This is a genomic window from Sphingobium sp. FG58 (assembly GCF_057809055.1).
The window spans coordinates 61,382-76,901 of record NZ_JBMDJF010000017.1; the positions used below are offsets into that span (position 1 = coordinate 61,382).

The following is a 15,520-nucleotide window of genomic DNA, read 5'->3' on the forward strand; positions in this document are numbered from 1 at the left end:
CCAGCGCCTACCCCTGCCCGCGCTTCCCGAACCGCGCGAAGGCCGCGTCCGAAAGCCTTACTTCGACACGGGTTTCCTCGCCCTGGGCGTCGCTGGTCAGCACTTCGCCATGTTCGTGGAGCCAGGCCAGTGCTGCGCCATCGGCGGCTGCGATGCGCAGGCCATAGACTTTGGCCCCTGCGGTCATTTTCGTACTGATCGCGCGTTGCAGGTCGGGGACGCCTTCCCCGGTCAACGCCGAGAGGATCACGACATCATCGCGGCGGGACGCGGTTTCGCGGGCGAGCGCTTCGGCTTGCGCGTCGAGTAGGTCGAGCTTGTTCCACGCCTCGATAATCGGCGGGGCGACGGGTTCGCCTTCGGCGCGGTCGAGCGCCCCCTCCCCGGCTACGCCCAGTTCGCTCAGCACGTCCAGCACATCGTCCCGCTGGGCGTCGCTGTCGGGATGGGCGATGTCGCGGACATGGACGATGAGGTCGGCGGACAGTACTTCTTCCAGCGTCGCGCGGAAAGCGGCGATGAGCTGGGTCGGCAGATCGGAGACGAAGCCGACCGTGTCGGACAGGATCGCCTTGTCGAGGCCAGGCAGCGCGATCTGGCGCATAGTCGGGTCGAGCGTGGCGAACAGCAAATCCTCCGCCATGACGTCAGCGCCGGTCAGGCGATTGAAAAGCGTGGATTTTCCGGCGTTGGTATAGCCGACCAGCGCAATCACCGGCCAGGGTGCGCGTTGCCGCCGGGCGCGGTGGAGGCCGCGGGTGCGGGTGACCTGATCCAGTTCCTTGCGGATCTTGGCCATGCGGTCGCGGATCATCCGCCTGTCCGCCTCGATCTGGGTTTCGCCCGGACCGCCGAGGAAGCCGAAGCCGCCGCGTTGCCGCTCCAAATGGGTCCAGCTGCGCACCAGCCGCCCCGCCTGATAATCGAGATGGGCGAGTTCGACCTGAAGCCGGCCTTCGTTGGTGGCGGCGCGTTCGCCGAAGATTTCGAGGATCAGCCCGGTGCGGTCGATGACTTTCGCACCGACGGCCTTTTCCAGATTGCTTTGCTGGACCGGCGACAGGGCATTGTCGACGATGACCAGTTCGGCCTCTTCCTGAACGACGAGCGTGGCAATCTGGTCGACCTGCCCGCTGCCGAACAGGGTGGCGGGCTTGCGGTCGCGGACGCGGAACGCCTGCCCCACGCGCACGTCAATGCCGATGGCCAGCGCCAGCCCGCGCGCTTCCTCCAGCCTTGCCTCGCTGTCCCGGCGTTCCAGCCCGTGGGTTTCAGCATGGACGACCACGGCGCGGGCGCCGCGGGCGACTTCATCATCGGAATCGCGGTTGAATATGGCCATGGGGTTAGCCGGGACTCCCCGCAAGTCGGGCCTTGACCGCGTCTATCGCTGCCGCCGCCTTGTCCCCGTCCGGGCCGCCGCCCTGCGCCATGTCGGGACGGCCACCGCCGCCCTTGCCGCCCAATGCTTCGACGCCGACGCGGACCAGATCGACCGCGCTGATTGTGCCGGTCAGATCGTCGGTGACGCCCACGGCAATGGTGGCGCGGCCATCGACCACGGCCACGATCGCCGACACGCCGCTGCCCAGCGTCTTTTTATTGCCGTCAACGATGCCGCGCAATTCCTTGGGGTCGAGGCCATCAATGACCTGCGCCAGGAAGCTGACATTGCCCACTTGTTCGGGACCAGCCGGGGCCGCGCCCGATGCCCCGCCGCCCAGAGCCAGTGCCTTCTTGGCTTCGGCCAGTTCGCGTTCCAGCTTGCGGCTCTGCTCGACCAGTGCGGCGATGCGGGCTGGCACATCTTCCGGCGACGTCTTAAGCGTCGCGGCGGACTGGCGGAGCTTATCCTCCCGATCGACCAGCCAGAGGCGCGCGGCCTCCCCGGTCAGCGCCTCGATCCGGCGGACGCCGCTGGAGACGGCGCTTTCCGATACGATCTTGAGCAAGGCGATGTCGCCGGTCGCGCGGACATGGGTGCCGCCGCACAGTTCGACCGAGTAATGATGCTCGTCGCCCTTCCCCATCGAAAGAACGCGCACTTCATCGCCATATTTTTCGCCGAACAGCGCCATCGCGCCTGCCGCAATCGCATCGTCGGGCGTCATGAGGCGGGTCGTGACCTCCTCATTGTGGCGAATCTGCGCGTTTACGTCCGCCTCGACCTTGGCGATCTGCGCATGGGTCAGGGCTTCGGGGTGCGAGAAATCGAAGCGCAGGCGATCGGCGGCGACCATGCTGCCCTTTTGCGTCACATGCGCGCCCAGTTCCTTGCGGAGGGCAGCGTGGAGCAAATGGGTGGCGCTGTGGTTGGCGCGGATGCGATCGCGGCGATCGACATCGACGCTCAGTTGCACCGTGTCGCCGACCTTGACGCTGCCTGCGCTGATCACGGCCTGATGCGCGTGGAGGCGGCCCAGTGGCTTGGATGTGTCCGCGACTTCCGCTGTCAAGCCGCCGAGCGAGGTGATCGTCCCAGCGTCGCCATTCTGGCCGCCGCTTTCGCCATAGAAAGGCGTCTGGTTGGTGATGATCGCAACGCTGTCGCCGACCATGGCGCTATCTACCCGCGTGCCATCCTTGACGATGGCCAGCACTTCGCCCTCCCCTTTGGTCGATGCGTAGCCGACAAATTCGGTGCTGCCGAGGGTTTCGGCAATGTCGTACCAGATGTCGTCCGACGCCTTTTCGCCCGATCCCTTCCACGCGGCGCGAGCGGCGGCTTTCTGCTCCGCCATGGCGGCGTCGAAACCGGCGCGGTCGACGCCCAGCCCCTGGGTGCGCAGCGCATCCTCGGTCAGGTCATAGGGGAAGCCGAACGTGTCATAGAGTTTGAACGCGGTTTCGCCGGGCAGCGTGCAGCCTTCGGCCATGCCGGTCGTTGCTTCGTCAAGCAAGCGCAGGCCGTTTTCCAGCGTCTTGCGGAAGCGGGTTTCCTCCCGCAGCAAAGTTTCCTCGATCAGCGGTTGGGCGCGGACCAGTTCGGGATAGGCGCCGCCCATTTCGGAGACGAGGCTGCCGACCAGGCGATACATTAACGGGTCTTTGGCCCCGATGATATGGGCGTGGCGCATGGCGCGGCGCATGATCCGGCGCAGGACATAGCCGCGCCCTTCATTGGCGGGCAGCACGCCGTCGGCGATCAGGAAACTGGTCGAGCGGAGATGATCGGCTATAACGCGGTGGCTGGCCTGATGCTCGCCTGTCGTCGCGGTGCGGGTGATCGCGCCGCTCTCGGCGATCAGCGCCTTGAATGTGTCCGTGTCGTAATTGTTGTGGACGCCCTGCATGACGGCGGCGATCCGCTCCAGCCCCATGCCGGTGTCGATCGACGGCTTGGGCAGTTCGCTGACGATCTCATTGGCTTCCTGCTCATATTGCATGAACACCAGGTTCCAGATTTCGACGAAGCGGTCGCCATCCTCCTCCGGGCTGCCGGGAGGGCCGCCCCAGATATGATCGCCATGATCGTAGAAAATTTCCGAACAGGGACCGCACGGGCCACTGTCGCCCATCGCCCAGAAATTATCCTTGGTCGGGATGCGGATGATGCGATGTTCGGGCAAGCCTGCGATCTTGCGCCACAGGTCGAACGCCTCGTCATCGGTGTGATAGACGGTCGCGGTCAGCTTGTCGGCCGGAAGCCCCCATTCCTTGGTCAGCAGGGTCCAGGCATGATGGATCGCCTGTTCCTTGAAATAGTCGCCGAAGCTGAAATTGCCTAGCATTTCAAAGAAAGTATGGTGGCGCGCGGTGTAGCCGACATTGTCGAGATCATTATGCTTGCCGCCCGCGCGAACCGACTTCTGGCTCGACGTCGCGGTTTTGTAGGGGCGGGTTTCGAGGCCGGTAAAGACATTCTTGAACGGCACCATGCCCGCATTGACGAACATCAGGGTCGGGTCATTGTGCGGCACCAGCGGCGCGGACGGGACGATGGTGTGGCCGTTGGCCCCGAAATAGTCGAGGAAGGAGCGGCGAATGTCGTTGGTCGATGTCATGGGGGCGATTTAGTGGGAAGCGGCCCGCCGCACAAGCGGGGGATTTGGTCGCAACGTAACATCCGTCATGCCAGCGAAGGCTGGCATCTCTCTGCCTTCTTTTGACGCGCCGAAGAAAAGTGAGATCCCAGCTTTCGCTGGGATGACGATAGTAGGAAAACAACGAAAGAAGGCTACTCAATCACAAACCAGGCCAACATGGCGACAGACGCAACAGCCCAACAAACGACGCTAACCAATAGGCCGCCAAGAAGTCCGACACTCGTTCCCCAACGATGCTTGAGAAGAATGGCGCTACCCAGCCCTGACAGGAAGATCGACATTATTATTGCCGCTTCGGTCATGCCTTTACCCGATCGGTTCCTCAATCGACACGGGCGGTTTGGAGAACCATGCCGGTCCCTGTGCCGTCATGTGGAAGCAGTCCTCCATCCGCACGCCCATCACGCCGGGCAGGTAAAGCCCCGGTTCGTTGGAGAAGCACATGCCGACGTCGAGCTTGGTGGTTTCGCCATGGACCAGGTTGACCGGCTCATGCCCTTCCATGCCAATGCCATGGCCGGTGCGGTGGGACAGGCCGGGGAGCGCGTAGCCGGGGCCGTAGCCCTGCGTCTCATACCAGCTACGTACCGCGTCATCGACCGAGCCTGCGGGCGCGCCGAGTTTGGCGGCGGCGAAGGCGATGCTCTGGCCGCGCGATACGTCGTTCCACACCTTGCGCTGCTGCGCGGTGGGCGTCGCGCCATAGACGAAGGTGCGGCTGATGTCGGACTGATAGTCGCCGACGGTGCAGCCGCAATCCATCAGCACCACCTCGCCTGCCCGCACGGCTTGCGGCTTGCCGGAGCCATGGGGATAGGCAGCTGCCTCGCCGAGCAGGACGAGATTGAATTCGCTCTTGCCGCCCAGCGCGGTGGTGGCCGCGGTCATCAGCGCGGCGATGTCGGCGGGGGTCATGCCCGCCTTTACCTGTGGCCAGGTCCAGCGATAGGCGGCCATGGTGACGTCAGCAGCCGTCTGCATCAGCGCGATTTCGGCGGGCATCTTGCGCATCCGCAGGGTGCGGGTGACGCTGTCCGGGATCAGGGTCGCGCCGGGTAGCGCGGCTTTCAGGCCATCGAGGGCGAAATAGCGCACCGTTTCCTCTATGCCGATGCGGCCACGCGCCAGTCCCTTCTCCGTCAGGAAGGTGGCGATCAGCGCGTGGGGGCTTTCATGTTCCTGCCAGACGCGGACCTCCGCCGGGATGCCGAGCGATTCTTCGATCGAGGGCTTCTCGAAAAAGGGACAGATGATCAGCGGTGTGCCGGTTGCAGGGATGATGGCGGCGGTCAGCCGCTCGCTGCGCCACCAGCGGACGCCCGTATAGTAGACGAGGCTTGCGCCCGGCTCGATCAGCAGCGCATCGATCCCGGCGCGCTGCATTGCCGCCTGCGCGCGGGTCAGGCGGTTGGCGCGTTCGGGGCGGCCGATGGGTGCGATAGTGCCGGTAAGCGACGTCAAGGCTTCTGCCGCCCGCTCCTGCGCGAACAGGCGCGGGGTGACAGCGCTGGCCGCCAGCCCCGCCATGGAGGTGAGCACAGTGCGGCGGTCAGGCGTAAGCATAGGGACCGCCTGCGGCGAGGGCGGTCTGATAGGCGGGGCGCGCCTGCATCTCCGCCAGCCAGCGCAGGATGGCGGGACGCGAGCCGTTCAGGCCACCGCGCGAGCGGGAGGCTTCGATCGGGAAGCTCATCATCATGTCGGCGGCGGTGAAACTGTCACCGGCAAAATAAGGGCGCGACGCCAGTTCGCTTTCCAGCCAGTCGAGATGATCGTCCAGCATCCGCTGCACCGTGGGCCGCGCGGGGCGGCCCAGCAGGCCAAGCTTGCCGATGATCAGCAGCGCGAGGAGCGGCGGCATCATCGATCCTTCGGCATAGTGCATATATTGCCGATAGTGGATCGTACCCTCCGCGTCTGCGGGCGGGCCGAAGCGTCCGGCGCGGGCGACCAGATAGTCCATGATCGCGCCGGTTTCGATCAGCGCATGACCGTCCACCTCCACCACCGGAGAGCGCCCCAGCGGATGGATGGCGCGCAGCGTGGCGGGCGCGCGCATGGTCTTTCGGTCGCGCTCGTACCGGACGACGTCATAGGGTTCGCCCAATTCCTCCAGCAGCCAGAGGATGCGTTGCGACCGGCTGTTGTTGAGATGATGGACGATGATGGTCATTTGGGTTCTGGCGCTCCATTGCGGGAGAGTTGCAGCACGTCGGCAAAGGCTGCGACGCCAGCGCCCGGTCCCGCCGGATGGTTCCACACCGCACTGCTGACCGCCAGAAAATCGGCGCCTGCCACCACCAGCGGCGCTGCATTGTCCGCCGTCACGCCGCCGATCGCGACGCAGGGCAGCTCGAATATCGTCGTCCACCAGCCCAGGATCGAGGGTTCGGCATGGTGCAGCACATCCTTGGTCGTGGTGGGATAGAAAGCGCCAAACGCGACATAATCGGCTCCCGCCTCGCCGGCTTCCATCGCCAGATGGCGGCTGTCATGGCAGGTGACGCCGATCTGGACCTTTGGGCCGAGGATTTTGCGCGCCTCACGCGGGTCGCCATCGCCCTGCCCCAGATGCACGCCATCCGCACCCAGGCGCTGCGCCAGCGCGACGCTGTCGTTGATGATGAAGGCGACGTCGCGATCCGCGCACAGCGCCTGCAACGGCGCAGCGAGGTCTGCGATCGCATTGTCGTCCAGCCCTTTCAGGCGCAACTGGAAGGCAGCAACTTCGCCGCCGTCAAGCGCGGCGGCAAGCGCGTCCACGAAGGTCGCGTCGATGCTGGGGGGCGAAATCAGGTAAAGCTGACAGGCGGGGCGGAAATCCTGTTCGAACTGGTCGGCAAAATGCGGGTCGAGCGCCAGCTCTTCATCGGTAAAATCGGTCATGCCGGCGTGTTAGCCCAGCCAGCATCGTAACGAAAGCCTCTGGCTTTCCTTGCCTCCCCTGCAAGGTAGGGGAATTGTATATGAAACTGCCCCCGCCTCCACCGTCACCCTGAACTTGTTTCAGGGTCCATTTCTCCAGCTCAACCGGCGGCTTGTGACGAGAAATGGATGCTGAAATAAATTCAGCATGACGTTGTAGGGATAGCGGAAGCCTATGTGCGATATCTCCCCCTTAAAGGGGAAGATAAGGCTGTAGTCAGTTTGATCGGCTGTAACGCAAGTTACGCCGCAACCGCCGTCTTGGCGACCGAAGCGCCGTGGATTTCGTCGATCGCTTCGCCCAGCGATGCGTTGAATTCATCGTCGCTCATCTGGTGGCGCAGATCGTTGAGCAGCGCACGGCTGAAGCTGGCGATGATGCCGCGATTCTTGGCCAGTTCGACACAGGCTTCGGGACGGGCAAAGCCGCCCGATAGCGCGACGACGCGCAGCACGCGGGGATGATCGACCAGCGGGTCAAACAGGCCCGGCTGCACCGGCAGCGAGAGCTTCAGCATCACCTGCTGATCTGCGGGCAGCGCGTCGAGCGCCTTGAGCAGTTCGTCGAGCAGGATCGCGTCGGCTTCGGCGCGTTCGGGCGATTTGATGTTCACTTCGGGCTCGATGATCGGCATCAGCCCGGCGGCCAATACCTGCTGACCAATCTCGAACTGCTGCTTGACCACGGCGGCAATGCCTTCGCGGTTGGCAAGGTTGATGACCGAGCGTTCCTTGGTCCCGAACACGCCCAGCGCCTTCGCGCGGTGGAGCAGCACGTCCAGGTCGGGGTTCGGCTTCATCACCTGAACGCCGTTCACCTCATCCTCCAGACCCTTGTCGATCTTGATGAAGGGGACGACGCCGCGCTCGATCAGCGCCTGCGGGGTCGGCTTGCCATCGACGGTGCCGTCCATCGTGCGCTCGAACAGGATCGCGCCCAGCACCTTTTCGCCGGTGAACACGGGCGAAGTGATGATGCGGCTGCGCATCGCGTGGATCAGGCCGAACATTTCCTCGTCAGAGCCCCAAGCACCTTCTTCGATGCCATAGCCCTTGAGCGCCTTGGGCGTCGACCCGCCGCTCTGGTCGAGTGCGGCGATAAAGCCTTCGCCTGTCGCAATCTTCTGCTTCTGAACCTGATCCAGCATCTGCACATACTCTCTCTTAATGGAGATGGCGCCGCCCTCTCCAAGGCGGTGCCACCGTTGACCGGTCGTCAGGCCATCAAAGCCTTTACGCCCGGCAAATCCTTGCCTTCCATCCATTCCAGGAACGCGCCGCCCGCCGTCGAGACGAAGGTGAAATCGGCCGCTGCCCCTGCATGGTTGAGGGCTGCCACAGTATCACCGCCACCGGCGACCGAGGTCAACTGCCCTTCCTTCGTCAGCGCCGCCGCCGTGCGGGCGAGCGCCACCGTTGCGGTGTCGAACGGGGGAATTTCGAACGCACCCAATGGCCCGTTCCACACGAGCGTGCGGCAGGTCTTGAGGACGTCAGCCAGCGCTTCGACGGCGGCGGGGCCGACGTCCAGGATCATTTCGTCCGCCGCGACTTCATGGACGTTGCAGGTGCGGACCGAGGGCGGGTTGGCGGCGAATTCCTTCGCGACCACCACATCATAGGGCAGATGGATGGTGCAACCGGCCGCTTCCGCTGCGTCGAAAATGGCGTCTGCGGTGGCGGCCAGATCCTTTTCGCACAGCGACTTGCCGATATCGACGCCGCGCGCGTGGAGGAAGGTGTTGGCCATGCCGCCGCCGATGATCAGATGATCGACCTTGGTGACCAGATGGTTCAGCACGTCGAGCTTCGTCGAGACTTTCGCGCCGCCCACGACAGCGGCCACCGGCTTGACCGGGGTGCCGAGCGCGGCCTGCAACGCATCGAGTTCGCGCTCCATCGCGCGGCCCGCGAAAGACGGCAGCTTGTGCGCCAGCCCTTCGGTCGAGGCATGGGCGCGGTGCGCGGCGGAGAAAGCGTCGTTGACATAAAGGTCGGCAATCGCCGCCATCGCATCGACCAGAGCGGGATCGTTCTTTTCCTCACCCGCATGGAAACGGGTGTTTTCCAGAATCGCAATGTCGCCGGGGCGCATCACCGCGATGCCGTCGGTCGCGGCTTCACCCTGGCAGTCAGGGATGAACTGCACCTCGCGGCCCAGCACCTGGCTCAGGGGCCGGGTGATCTTCGACAGCGAATATTCCGGGTTCTTCTGCCCCTTGGGACGGCCAAAATGGGCCAGGATCAGCACTTTCGCACCGCGATCGGCCAGTTCCAGCACGGTCGGCATGGCCGAACGCAGGCGGGTATCATCGCTGACCGAACCGTCCTGCATCGGCACGTTCAGATCCTCGCGCACCAGCACGGCCTTGCCGTGGATGTCGCCCATATCGTCGAGTGTCTTGAACGGCTTGGTCATGCTATGCCTCAATTTTCCATAACGTCATCCCAGCGCAAGCTGGGATCTCTCTTCTTGCGCATCATAGGACACAGAAGAAAGCGGGATCCCGGCTTTCGCCGGGATGACGAAAAAGGGGGCTGGTTTTAACCCAGCCCCCCAATGTTCACAGGAACTTCGCCACCACGCCGGTGGTGTCGATCATGCGGTTGGAGAAGCCCCATTCATTGTCGTACCAGCTGAGTACGCGGACCAGCTTGCCATCGACAACGGCAGTTTCCAGGCTATCGACGGTCGAGCTGCGCGGATCGCCATTATAGTCGATCGAGACCAATGGCTCGTCCGAATAGCCCAGCACGCCCTTGAGCGGACCGGATTCCGACGCCGCCTTGAGCAGGGCGTTGACTTCGTCCTTGGTGGTCGGGCGCTTGGGAATGAACTTCAGGTCGACGACCGAGACGTTGGGCGTCGGCACGCGGATCGACGAGCCGTCCAGCTTGCCCTTCAATTCGGGCAGAACTTCGCCCACAGCGCGGGCAGCGCCGGTGGAGGTCGGGATCTGCGAGAGAGCCGCGGCGCGGGCGCGGCGCATGTCGCTGTGCAGCTGGTCCAGCGTGTTCTGGTCGTTGGTATAGCTGTGGATCGTCGTCATGAAGCCGCTTTCGATGCCGATGGCGTCGTTCAGCACCTTGGCGAGCGGGGCCAGGCAGTTGGTGGTGCAGCTGGCGTTGGAAATGACGATATCGTCGGCGGTCAGTGCGTCATGGTTGACGCCGAACACGACGGTGCGATCGACATTGGTGCCGGGCGCGGAAATGATCACGCGCTTGGCTCCTGCGGTCAGATGCGCGCTTGCCTTGTCCTTGGTGGTGAAGATGCCGGTGCATTCCAGCGCGATCTCCACGCCCAGCGCAGCGTGCGGCAGGTTGGCGGGATCGCGCTCGGCGGTCACCTTGATCTTCTTGCCATCGACGACCAGGAAATCGCCATCGACGCTGACGTCACCGCTCCAGTTGCCATGGACCGAGTCGCGCTTGAACAGCAGCGCGTTGGACTTGACGTCGCCCAGATCGTTGATGCTGACCAGTTCCAGGTCATGGTCGGTGCGCGACAGGATGGCGCGCGCCACCAGGCGGCCGATACGTCCGAAACCGTTAATTGCTACCTTCGTTGCCACTGCACTAGCCTCCTGAAGTTGTTGTTCGGTCAGTTGTTGAGAGCGGCCACAATCTGCGGCGCAATCTTTGCGGCGGTCAGGCCGAAATGGTCATACAGCGCTTCCGCCGGGGCCGACGCGCCGAAGCTGTCGATGCCAAAGCGCAGGCCCGCGATCCCGGTATGGCGTTCCCAGCCAAAGGTCGTCCCCGCCTCGATCGATACGCGCAGCACATGGTGCGGCAGCAGATCGTCCTTGTAGGACTGTGGCTGCGCCTCGAAATGCGCCCAGCTAGGCATGGACACGACATCGGCCCCGATGCCCTGTTCTTCCAGCGCCTTGGCGGTATCGACCGCGATTTCGACTTCAGAGCCGGTGGCGATCAGCACGACCTTGCGATCCGCATTGGCGGCACGCAGGCGATAGGCACCCTTGGCCGACAGATTTTCAGCCTTTTCGGTGCGCAGCTGCGGCAGATTCTGGCGGGTCAGCGCCAGCACCGACGGGCCGGTCGCATCCTTCAAGGCGAGTTCCCAACATTCTGCCGTCTCGACAATGTCCGCCGGGCGATACACGTCCAGGTTCGGGATCATGCGCATCGACATGACATGCTCGATCGGCTGGTGGGTCGGGCCATCTTCGCCAAGGCCAATGCTGTCATGGGTCAGGACGTGAATAACACGCTGCTGCTGGAGCGCGGCGAGGCGGATGCCCGCGCGCATATAGTCGGAAAAGACGAGGAAAGTGCCGCCATAGGGGATGACGCCGCCATGCAGCGCCATGCCGTTCATCGCGCAGGCCATGCCAAATTCGCGGATGCCATAATAGACATAGCGACCCGAATAATCGTCCTTCGTCAGCGGGCCGGTCGACTTGGTCTTGGTATTGTTGGAGCCGGTCAGGTCCGCCGAACCGCCCAGCGTTTCGGGCAGCAGGTCGTTGATCGCACCCAGCGTCAATTCGCTGGCCTTGCGGGTCGCGACTTTCTGCGGCGCGGCGATCAGGCTGTCGATATAGGCTTCGAGCGAGAAGTCGGCAGGCAGATCGCCAGCCATGCGACGGGTAAATTCCGCGCTCTTCTCATTGCTTGCAAGCCTCGCTTCCCACGCAGTGCGAACATCGCCGCCCTTCTCGCCGATCGCCTTCCAGGCGGCGGCAATGTCGGCGGGAATGACGAAGGGTGCCGCGTCCCAGCCCAGAAATTCGCGCGCGGCTGCGACTTCGGCCTCACCCAGCGCGGAACCGTGGACACCCGACGTGCCTGCCTTGTTGGGCGAACCATAGCCTATCTTGGTCGCGCAGGCGACGAGCGAGGGCCGCGAATCGGCGACCGCTTCGGCCAGAGCGCGGCGCACATCGGCCACGTCATGGCCATCGCACGATACGACATGCCAGCCGGTCGCTTCATAGCGGGCGCGGACATCTTCGCTGCTCGACAGGTCGACCGCGCCGTCAATGGTGATCTTGTTATCGTCCCACAGCACGATCAGGCGGCCAAGGTTCAGGTGACCGGCAAGGCCAATCGCTTCATGGTTGATGCCTTCCATCAGGCAGCCGTCGCCCGCGATCACCCAGGTGCGGTGATCGACCAGATCATCGCCGAACTGGGCGTTCAGATGCCGCTCGGCGATCGCCATGCCGACGGCGGTGGCAAGACCCGAACCGAGCGGACCCGTGGTCGCCTCGACGCCTGCCAGCTCGAAATTTTCAGGATGGCCCGCGCAGGGGCTGTGCAACTGGCGGAAATTGGCGATATCCTCGATCGTCGGACGCGCATAGCCGGTCAGGTGCAGCAGGCTGTAGATCAGCATCGAGCCATGGCCCGCCGACAGGACGAAACGGTCGCGGTCGGCCCATTTGGGCTGGGTCGGATCGAACTTCAGATAATCGCTGAACAGCACCGTTGCGACGTCTGCCATGCCCATCGGCATCCCCGGATGGCCGCTATTGGCGGCCTGCACGGCATCCATGGAGAGCGCCCGGATGGCGTTGGCGAGCGACTTATCGGAAACGGTCATCGGCAGCGTGCGTCTTTCCTGAACAGGACTGGCCTGAATAACACTGAACAGCCCGCGGGCTGTGCGGGCGAGTCGAGATCGCGCCTCCTTTGTCGCGTCAAGCCCCATGCGTCAACCGCGGCGGGCCGGAAAGCGGCCTCTTGTGGGTCCAATGATCGCTTTTGTGCCGCGCCAAGTTTCGCTATGCGTGAAGAATGGCAAGCGAGCGCATGATGCAGGCAATTGGCACGCTGGAACGTGCAGTGGGTCGGCTCGAACAGGATGTGGCCCGCCTTGCGGCCGCCCCATCCCCCTCCCCACTCCCCACTAGCGGTCAGGATATGGATGTGGACGGCGCCCGCGCGGCGCTGCGTTCGCTCGATGAACTGATCGCCGATCTGAAGGGCCGGACCATTGGCTGAAACCACGCTGCACATTGCCGGACGCCATTACGACATACGATGCCGCGATGGCGAGGAAGCGCATCTCACCCATCTCGCCAGCCTGATCGAGGAGAAGGCGCGCGCCGCGCAGCAGGGGATGCCGGGCATGACGGAGGTGCGCAGCCTGCTGTTCGCCGCTTTGTTCCTGGCCGATGAATTGAACGACTTGCGCCGCGATACGGCGGCCCGCCAGCAAAGGCTGGCGCTGGAGGCGGAGGATGAACCGGCGGCGCAGGCGATAGAGGCGCTGGCCGCGCGCATAGAAAAGCTGCGCGACGGGCTTGCCGCCCGCGCTGCGGACGCCTAGATTGGGGTGGACGGGTACTGCCTGGTACGAGCTTTAGCGAACATCCCTGAGGCGATAATCACATCCTAGGGGGCTGTCCCTGGGCGGGCTCCGGCCCGATCTATATGGTCCCCACCTGACGTTGAGGCGTCAGAGGATTTTCCAGCAAACGGCCAAGGCGGTCCCGTCACCCTTTCCAAGGCAAGCGATCCAAATATAGACGTGTTCCCGCGCAGGCGGGAACCCAGTGCAACGGGCCGGACTGGGTACCCGCCTGCGCGGGAACACGATAGTGAACAGGCAGATTTACGAATGAACGGCGACACCATCGACAAGACGAGCTTGCGCCAGATCGCGCGCGACCGCCGCCGTGCCTTTGTCTCTACGCTCGATCCGCTGGCGCACCGGCTGGCGTTCAAGGTTCTGCCTTCCCCCCTCGCCCGGCGCATCGCAGATGCGCAGGTAGTGGCGCTCTATATGGGGATGGACGATGAAGCGCCCGCGCAACGGCTGGCGCACCAGCTGAGCGCCATGGGCAAGACCGTGGCGTTGCCGCGCGTGCTGGATCGGCTGGGCAGCATGGATTTTCTGCGCTGGCAGCCTGACGACATCTTGCTGCCCGGCCCGTTCCGCACCAGTCACCCGGAACCCGGCGATGGTCCGGTGACGCCTGACGTCATCATCGCCCCGCTGGTCGGGTTCGATCGCGCCCTCAATCGGCTGGGTCAAGGCGGCGGCTATTATGACCGCGCCTTTGCCCGCTTCCCCGACGCGCTGCGCATCGGCATCGCCTGGTCGGTGCAGGAACAGGACGCTGTGCCTGCCGATCCGTGGGACTTGCCGCTGCACATGGTGCTGACCGAAGTCGAACTGATCGAAGGGCCACCGGCATGAGCATAGACCCGCGCCATTATCATCAGCCTAGCTGGCGCAAGCCGGTGGGGATGCTGGCGATCGTCGCACTGATCGCGCTGTGGGCGGTGATGGTGGCCAGCCTGTCGGGCCTGATCGGCACGCTGCCGGTCTGGGCGCAGACGCCGCTTTATGTCGTTCTGGGGATCGTGTGGATCTGGATACTACCATTGCGCCGCCTGCTCGCGTGGATGGAGACGGGGCGCTGGCGGCGCGGCTGATTAACAGCGGTGACAAGCGCCCCGCCTGCCTGTATCTGTTCCGTTAAGGAAGCGTAACGGCCTGTCCGCATTTGCGGGTCACGTCCGGCTTCCTGACTGCGGAAGGGGGGCAAAGCCATGTCCATGCGCCAGTCGATACAGAAGGCGCGCTTATGGCGCGATCCTGCCCCCTGCCCGTCACATCTGAACCACCGGGCGGCGGCCACCGCGCGCCGGGGGACGCACAGCCTGTCGGTGGCCCTTGCCAACCCCCACAGGAGGACGATGCGATGGTTCCCATGAGCAAACGGCTGTTTGCAGAAGCGTTCGGCACATTCTGGCTGGTTTTCGGCGGCTGCGGCAGCGCGGTGCTGGCAGCGGCCTTCCCTGATGTCGGCATCGGCCTGCTGGGCGTCAGCCTGGCGTTCGGGCTGACGGTACTGACCATGGCCTATTCGATCGGTCATATTTCGGGCTGCCACCTCAACCCGGCCGTTACCGTCGGCCTGTGGGCTGGCGGGCGCTTTCCGGTGCGCGACATCGCCCCCTATATCATCGCGCAACTGATCGGCGCCGTCATCGCGGCGCAACTGCTGCTGTTCATCGCCAGCGGCCAGCCGGATTTTGCCCTGACCGGCACCGGGCTGGCGGTCAACGGCTATGGCGCGCAGTCGCCCGGCGGCTACAGCATGGAAGCGGGCTTTGTGATCGAGGTGGTGCTGACGCTGGGCTTCCTGGTCATCATCCTGGGATCGACCGACAGCCGCGCGCCCGCAGGCTTTGCGCCGATCGCGATCGGTCTGGCGCTGACGCTTATCCACCTGATCAGCATTCCGGTGACCAACACATCGGTCAATCCGGCCCGCAGCACGGGTCCGGCGCTGCTGGTCGGCGGGCTGGCGGTGCAGCAATTATGGCTGTTCTGGCTCGCCCCGATGATCGGCGCGCTGGCCGCAGGCGGCATCTATCGCTGGCTGGCCAACGAACCACTGGCTCCCGCCATCACGGGCGACAATCTGTAAGCTAAGGACAGGCGGGCCGATACTCCATGTGTCGGCCCGTTCATCTGCGCGATTGCGCCATCCCCTGCATCGGCAGGAAATGGCGCGAGTGACGGGGCTCGAACCCGCGACCTCCGGCGTGACAGGCCGGCACTC

14 protein-coding genes and 1 other RNA gene are annotated in these 15,520 nt (G+C 64.3%); 6 read left to right on the top strand and 9 right to left on the bottom strand.

The annotated features are described in order from the left end of the window. Nucleotides 1-7: 7 nt before the first annotated feature. From hflX to tkt, 9 genes are all read right to left on the bottom strand, one after another. Entirely contained in the window at nucleotides 8-1,342 is a 1,335-nt protein-coding gene (hflX, locus tag ACODR8_RS16335) for a GTPase HflX (protein WP_489008246.1), read from the bottom strand. Nucleotides 1,343-1,346: 4 nt separating this feature from the next. Then, complete coding sequence (gene alaS, locus ACODR8_RS16340) at nucleotides 1,347-4,004, bottom strand: alanine--tRNA ligase (RefSeq protein ID WP_489008247.1); 2,658 nt, start codon at nucleotides 4,002-4,004, stop codon at nucleotides 1,347-1,349. 348 nt (nucleotides 4,005-4,352) lie between these two features. Next, entirely contained in the window at nucleotides 4,353-5,609 is a 1,257-nt protein-coding gene (locus ACODR8_RS16345; RefSeq protein ID WP_489008248.1) for a M24 family metallopeptidase, read from the bottom strand. Continuing rightward, complete coding sequence (locus ACODR8_RS16350) at nucleotides 5,596-6,219, bottom strand: glutathione S-transferase family protein (RefSeq protein ID WP_489008249.1); 624 nt, start codon at nucleotides 6,217-6,219, stop codon at nucleotides 5,596-5,598. The genes ACODR8_RS16345 and ACODR8_RS16350 overlap by 14 nt, the downstream gene beginning before the upstream one ends. Then, nucleotides 6,216-6,932: a thiamine phosphate synthase gene (thiE, locus tag ACODR8_RS16355; protein ID WP_489008250.1), complete on the bottom strand. Its 717-nt coding sequence runs from the start codon at nucleotides 6,930-6,932 to the stop codon at nucleotides 6,216-6,218. The genes ACODR8_RS16350 and thiE overlap by 4 nt, the downstream gene beginning before the upstream one ends. Before the next feature lie 281 nt (nucleotides 6,933-7,213). Further along, complete coding sequence (locus ACODR8_RS16360; RefSeq protein ID WP_489008261.1) at nucleotides 7,214-8,119, bottom strand: fructose bisphosphate aldolase; 906 nt, start codon at nucleotides 8,117-8,119, stop codon at nucleotides 7,214-7,216. Between the two features lie 68 nt (nucleotides 8,120-8,187). Continuing rightward, the gene (locus ACODR8_RS16365) at nucleotides 8,188-9,390 is read right to left on the bottom strand and encodes a phosphoglycerate kinase (protein ID WP_489008251.1); all 1,203 of its coding nucleotides are present in this window, start codon (nucleotides 9,388-9,390) and stop codon (nucleotides 8,188-8,190) included. Between the two features lie 145 nt (nucleotides 9,391-9,535). Further along, nucleotides 9,536-10,546, bottom strand: a complete 1,011-nt coding sequence (gene gap / locus ACODR8_RS16370) for a type I glyceraldehyde-3-phosphate dehydrogenase (protein ID WP_489008252.1) — start codon at nucleotides 10,544-10,546, stop codon at nucleotides 9,536-9,538. Between the two features lie 29 nt (nucleotides 10,547-10,575). Next, on the bottom strand, nucleotides 10,576-12,543 hold the full coding sequence (gene tkt / locus ACODR8_RS16375) for a transketolase (protein ID WP_489008253.1): 1,968 nt from the start codon (nucleotides 12,541-12,543) through the stop codon (nucleotides 10,576-10,578). Between the two features lie 194 nt (nucleotides 12,544-12,737). On the opposite strand from tkt, the gene ACODR8_RS16380 reads away from it, so the two are divergent. The 6 genes from ACODR8_RS16380 (at nucleotide 12,738) to aqpZ (ending at nucleotide 15,385) form a co-directional block, all read left to right on the top strand. Further along, the gene (locus tag ACODR8_RS16380) at nucleotides 12,738-12,944 is read left to right on the top strand and encodes a hypothetical protein (RefSeq protein WP_489008254.1); all 207 of its coding nucleotides are present in this window, start codon (nucleotides 12,738-12,740) and stop codon (nucleotides 12,942-12,944) included. Continuing rightward, nucleotides 12,937-13,272, top strand: a complete 336-nt coding sequence (locus ACODR8_RS16385; protein ID WP_294134654.1) for a cell division protein ZapA — start codon at nucleotides 12,937-12,939, stop codon at nucleotides 13,270-13,272. Before ACODR8_RS16380 ends, ACODR8_RS16385 begins: the two co-directional genes overlap by 8 nt. An 11-nt stretch (nucleotides 13,273-13,283) precedes the next feature. Continuing rightward, nucleotides 13,284-13,440: non-coding RNA, 6S RNA (gene ssrS, locus ACODR8_RS16390), on the top strand. A 123-nt stretch (nucleotides 13,441-13,563) separates the two neighbouring features. Beyond that, on the top strand, nucleotides 13,564-14,145 hold the full coding sequence (locus tag ACODR8_RS16395) for a 5-formyltetrahydrofolate cyclo-ligase (protein WP_489008255.1): 582 nt from the start codon (nucleotides 13,564-13,566) through the stop codon (nucleotides 14,143-14,145). Next, nucleotides 14,142-14,384: a DUF2842 domain-containing protein gene (locus ACODR8_RS16400; protein ID WP_489008256.1), complete on the top strand. Its 243-nt coding sequence runs from the start codon at nucleotides 14,142-14,144 to the stop codon at nucleotides 14,382-14,384. The genes ACODR8_RS16395 and ACODR8_RS16400 overlap by 4 nt, the downstream gene beginning before the upstream one ends. 269 nt (nucleotides 14,385-14,653) lie before the next feature. Beyond that, the gene (aqpZ, locus tag ACODR8_RS16405) at nucleotides 14,654-15,385 is read left to right on the top strand and encodes an aquaporin Z (RefSeq protein ID WP_489008257.1); all 732 of its coding nucleotides are present in this window, start codon (nucleotides 14,654-14,656) and stop codon (nucleotides 15,383-15,385) included. Nucleotides 15,386-15,520 lie beyond the last annotated feature (135 nt).

Bases quoted from the DNA above. Each gene is read 5' to 3' on its own strand.
- hflX (WP_489008246.1), bottom strand. From the start codon at position 1,342: ATGGCCATATTCAACCGCGATTCCGATGATGAAGTCGCCCGCGGCGCC.
- alaS (WP_489008247.1), bottom strand. From the start codon at position 4,004: ATGACATCGACCAACGACATTCGCCGCTCCTTCCTCGACTATTTCGGG.
- ACODR8_RS16345 (WP_489008248.1), bottom strand. From the start codon at position 5,609: ATGCTTACGCCTGACCGCCGCACTGTGCTCACCTCCATGGCGGGGCTG.
- ACODR8_RS16350 (WP_489008249.1), bottom strand. From the start codon at position 6,219: ATGACCATCATCGTCCATCATCTCAACAACAGCCGGTCGCAACGCATC.
- thiE (WP_489008250.1), bottom strand. From the start codon at position 6,932: ATGACCGATTTTACCGATGAAGAGCTGGCGCTCGACCCGCATTTTGCC.
- ACODR8_RS16360 (WP_489008261.1), bottom strand. From the start codon at position 8,119: ATGCTGGATCAGGTTCAGAAGCAGAAGATTGCGACAGGCGAAGGCTTT.
- ACODR8_RS16365 (WP_489008251.1), bottom strand. From the start codon at position 9,390: ATGACCAAGCCGTTCAAGACACTCGACGATATGGGCGACATCCACGGC.
- tkt (WP_489008253.1), bottom strand. From the start codon at position 12,543: ATGACCGTTTCCGATAAGTCGCTCGCCAACGCCATCCGGGCGCTCTCC.
- ACODR8_RS16380 (WP_489008254.1), top strand. From the start codon at position 12,738: ATGGCAAGCGAGCGCATGATGCAGGCAATTGGCACGCTGGAACGTGCA.
- ACODR8_RS16395 (WP_489008255.1), top strand. From the start codon at position 13,564: ATGAACGGCGACACCATCGACAAGACGAGCTTGCGCCAGATCGCGCGC.
- ACODR8_RS16400 (WP_489008256.1), top strand. From the start codon at position 14,142: ATGAGCATAGACCCGCGCCATTATCATCAGCCTAGCTGGCGCAAGCCG.
- aqpZ (WP_489008257.1), top strand. From the start codon at position 14,654: ATGGTTCCCATGAGCAAACGGCTGTTTGCAGAAGCGTTCGGCACATTC.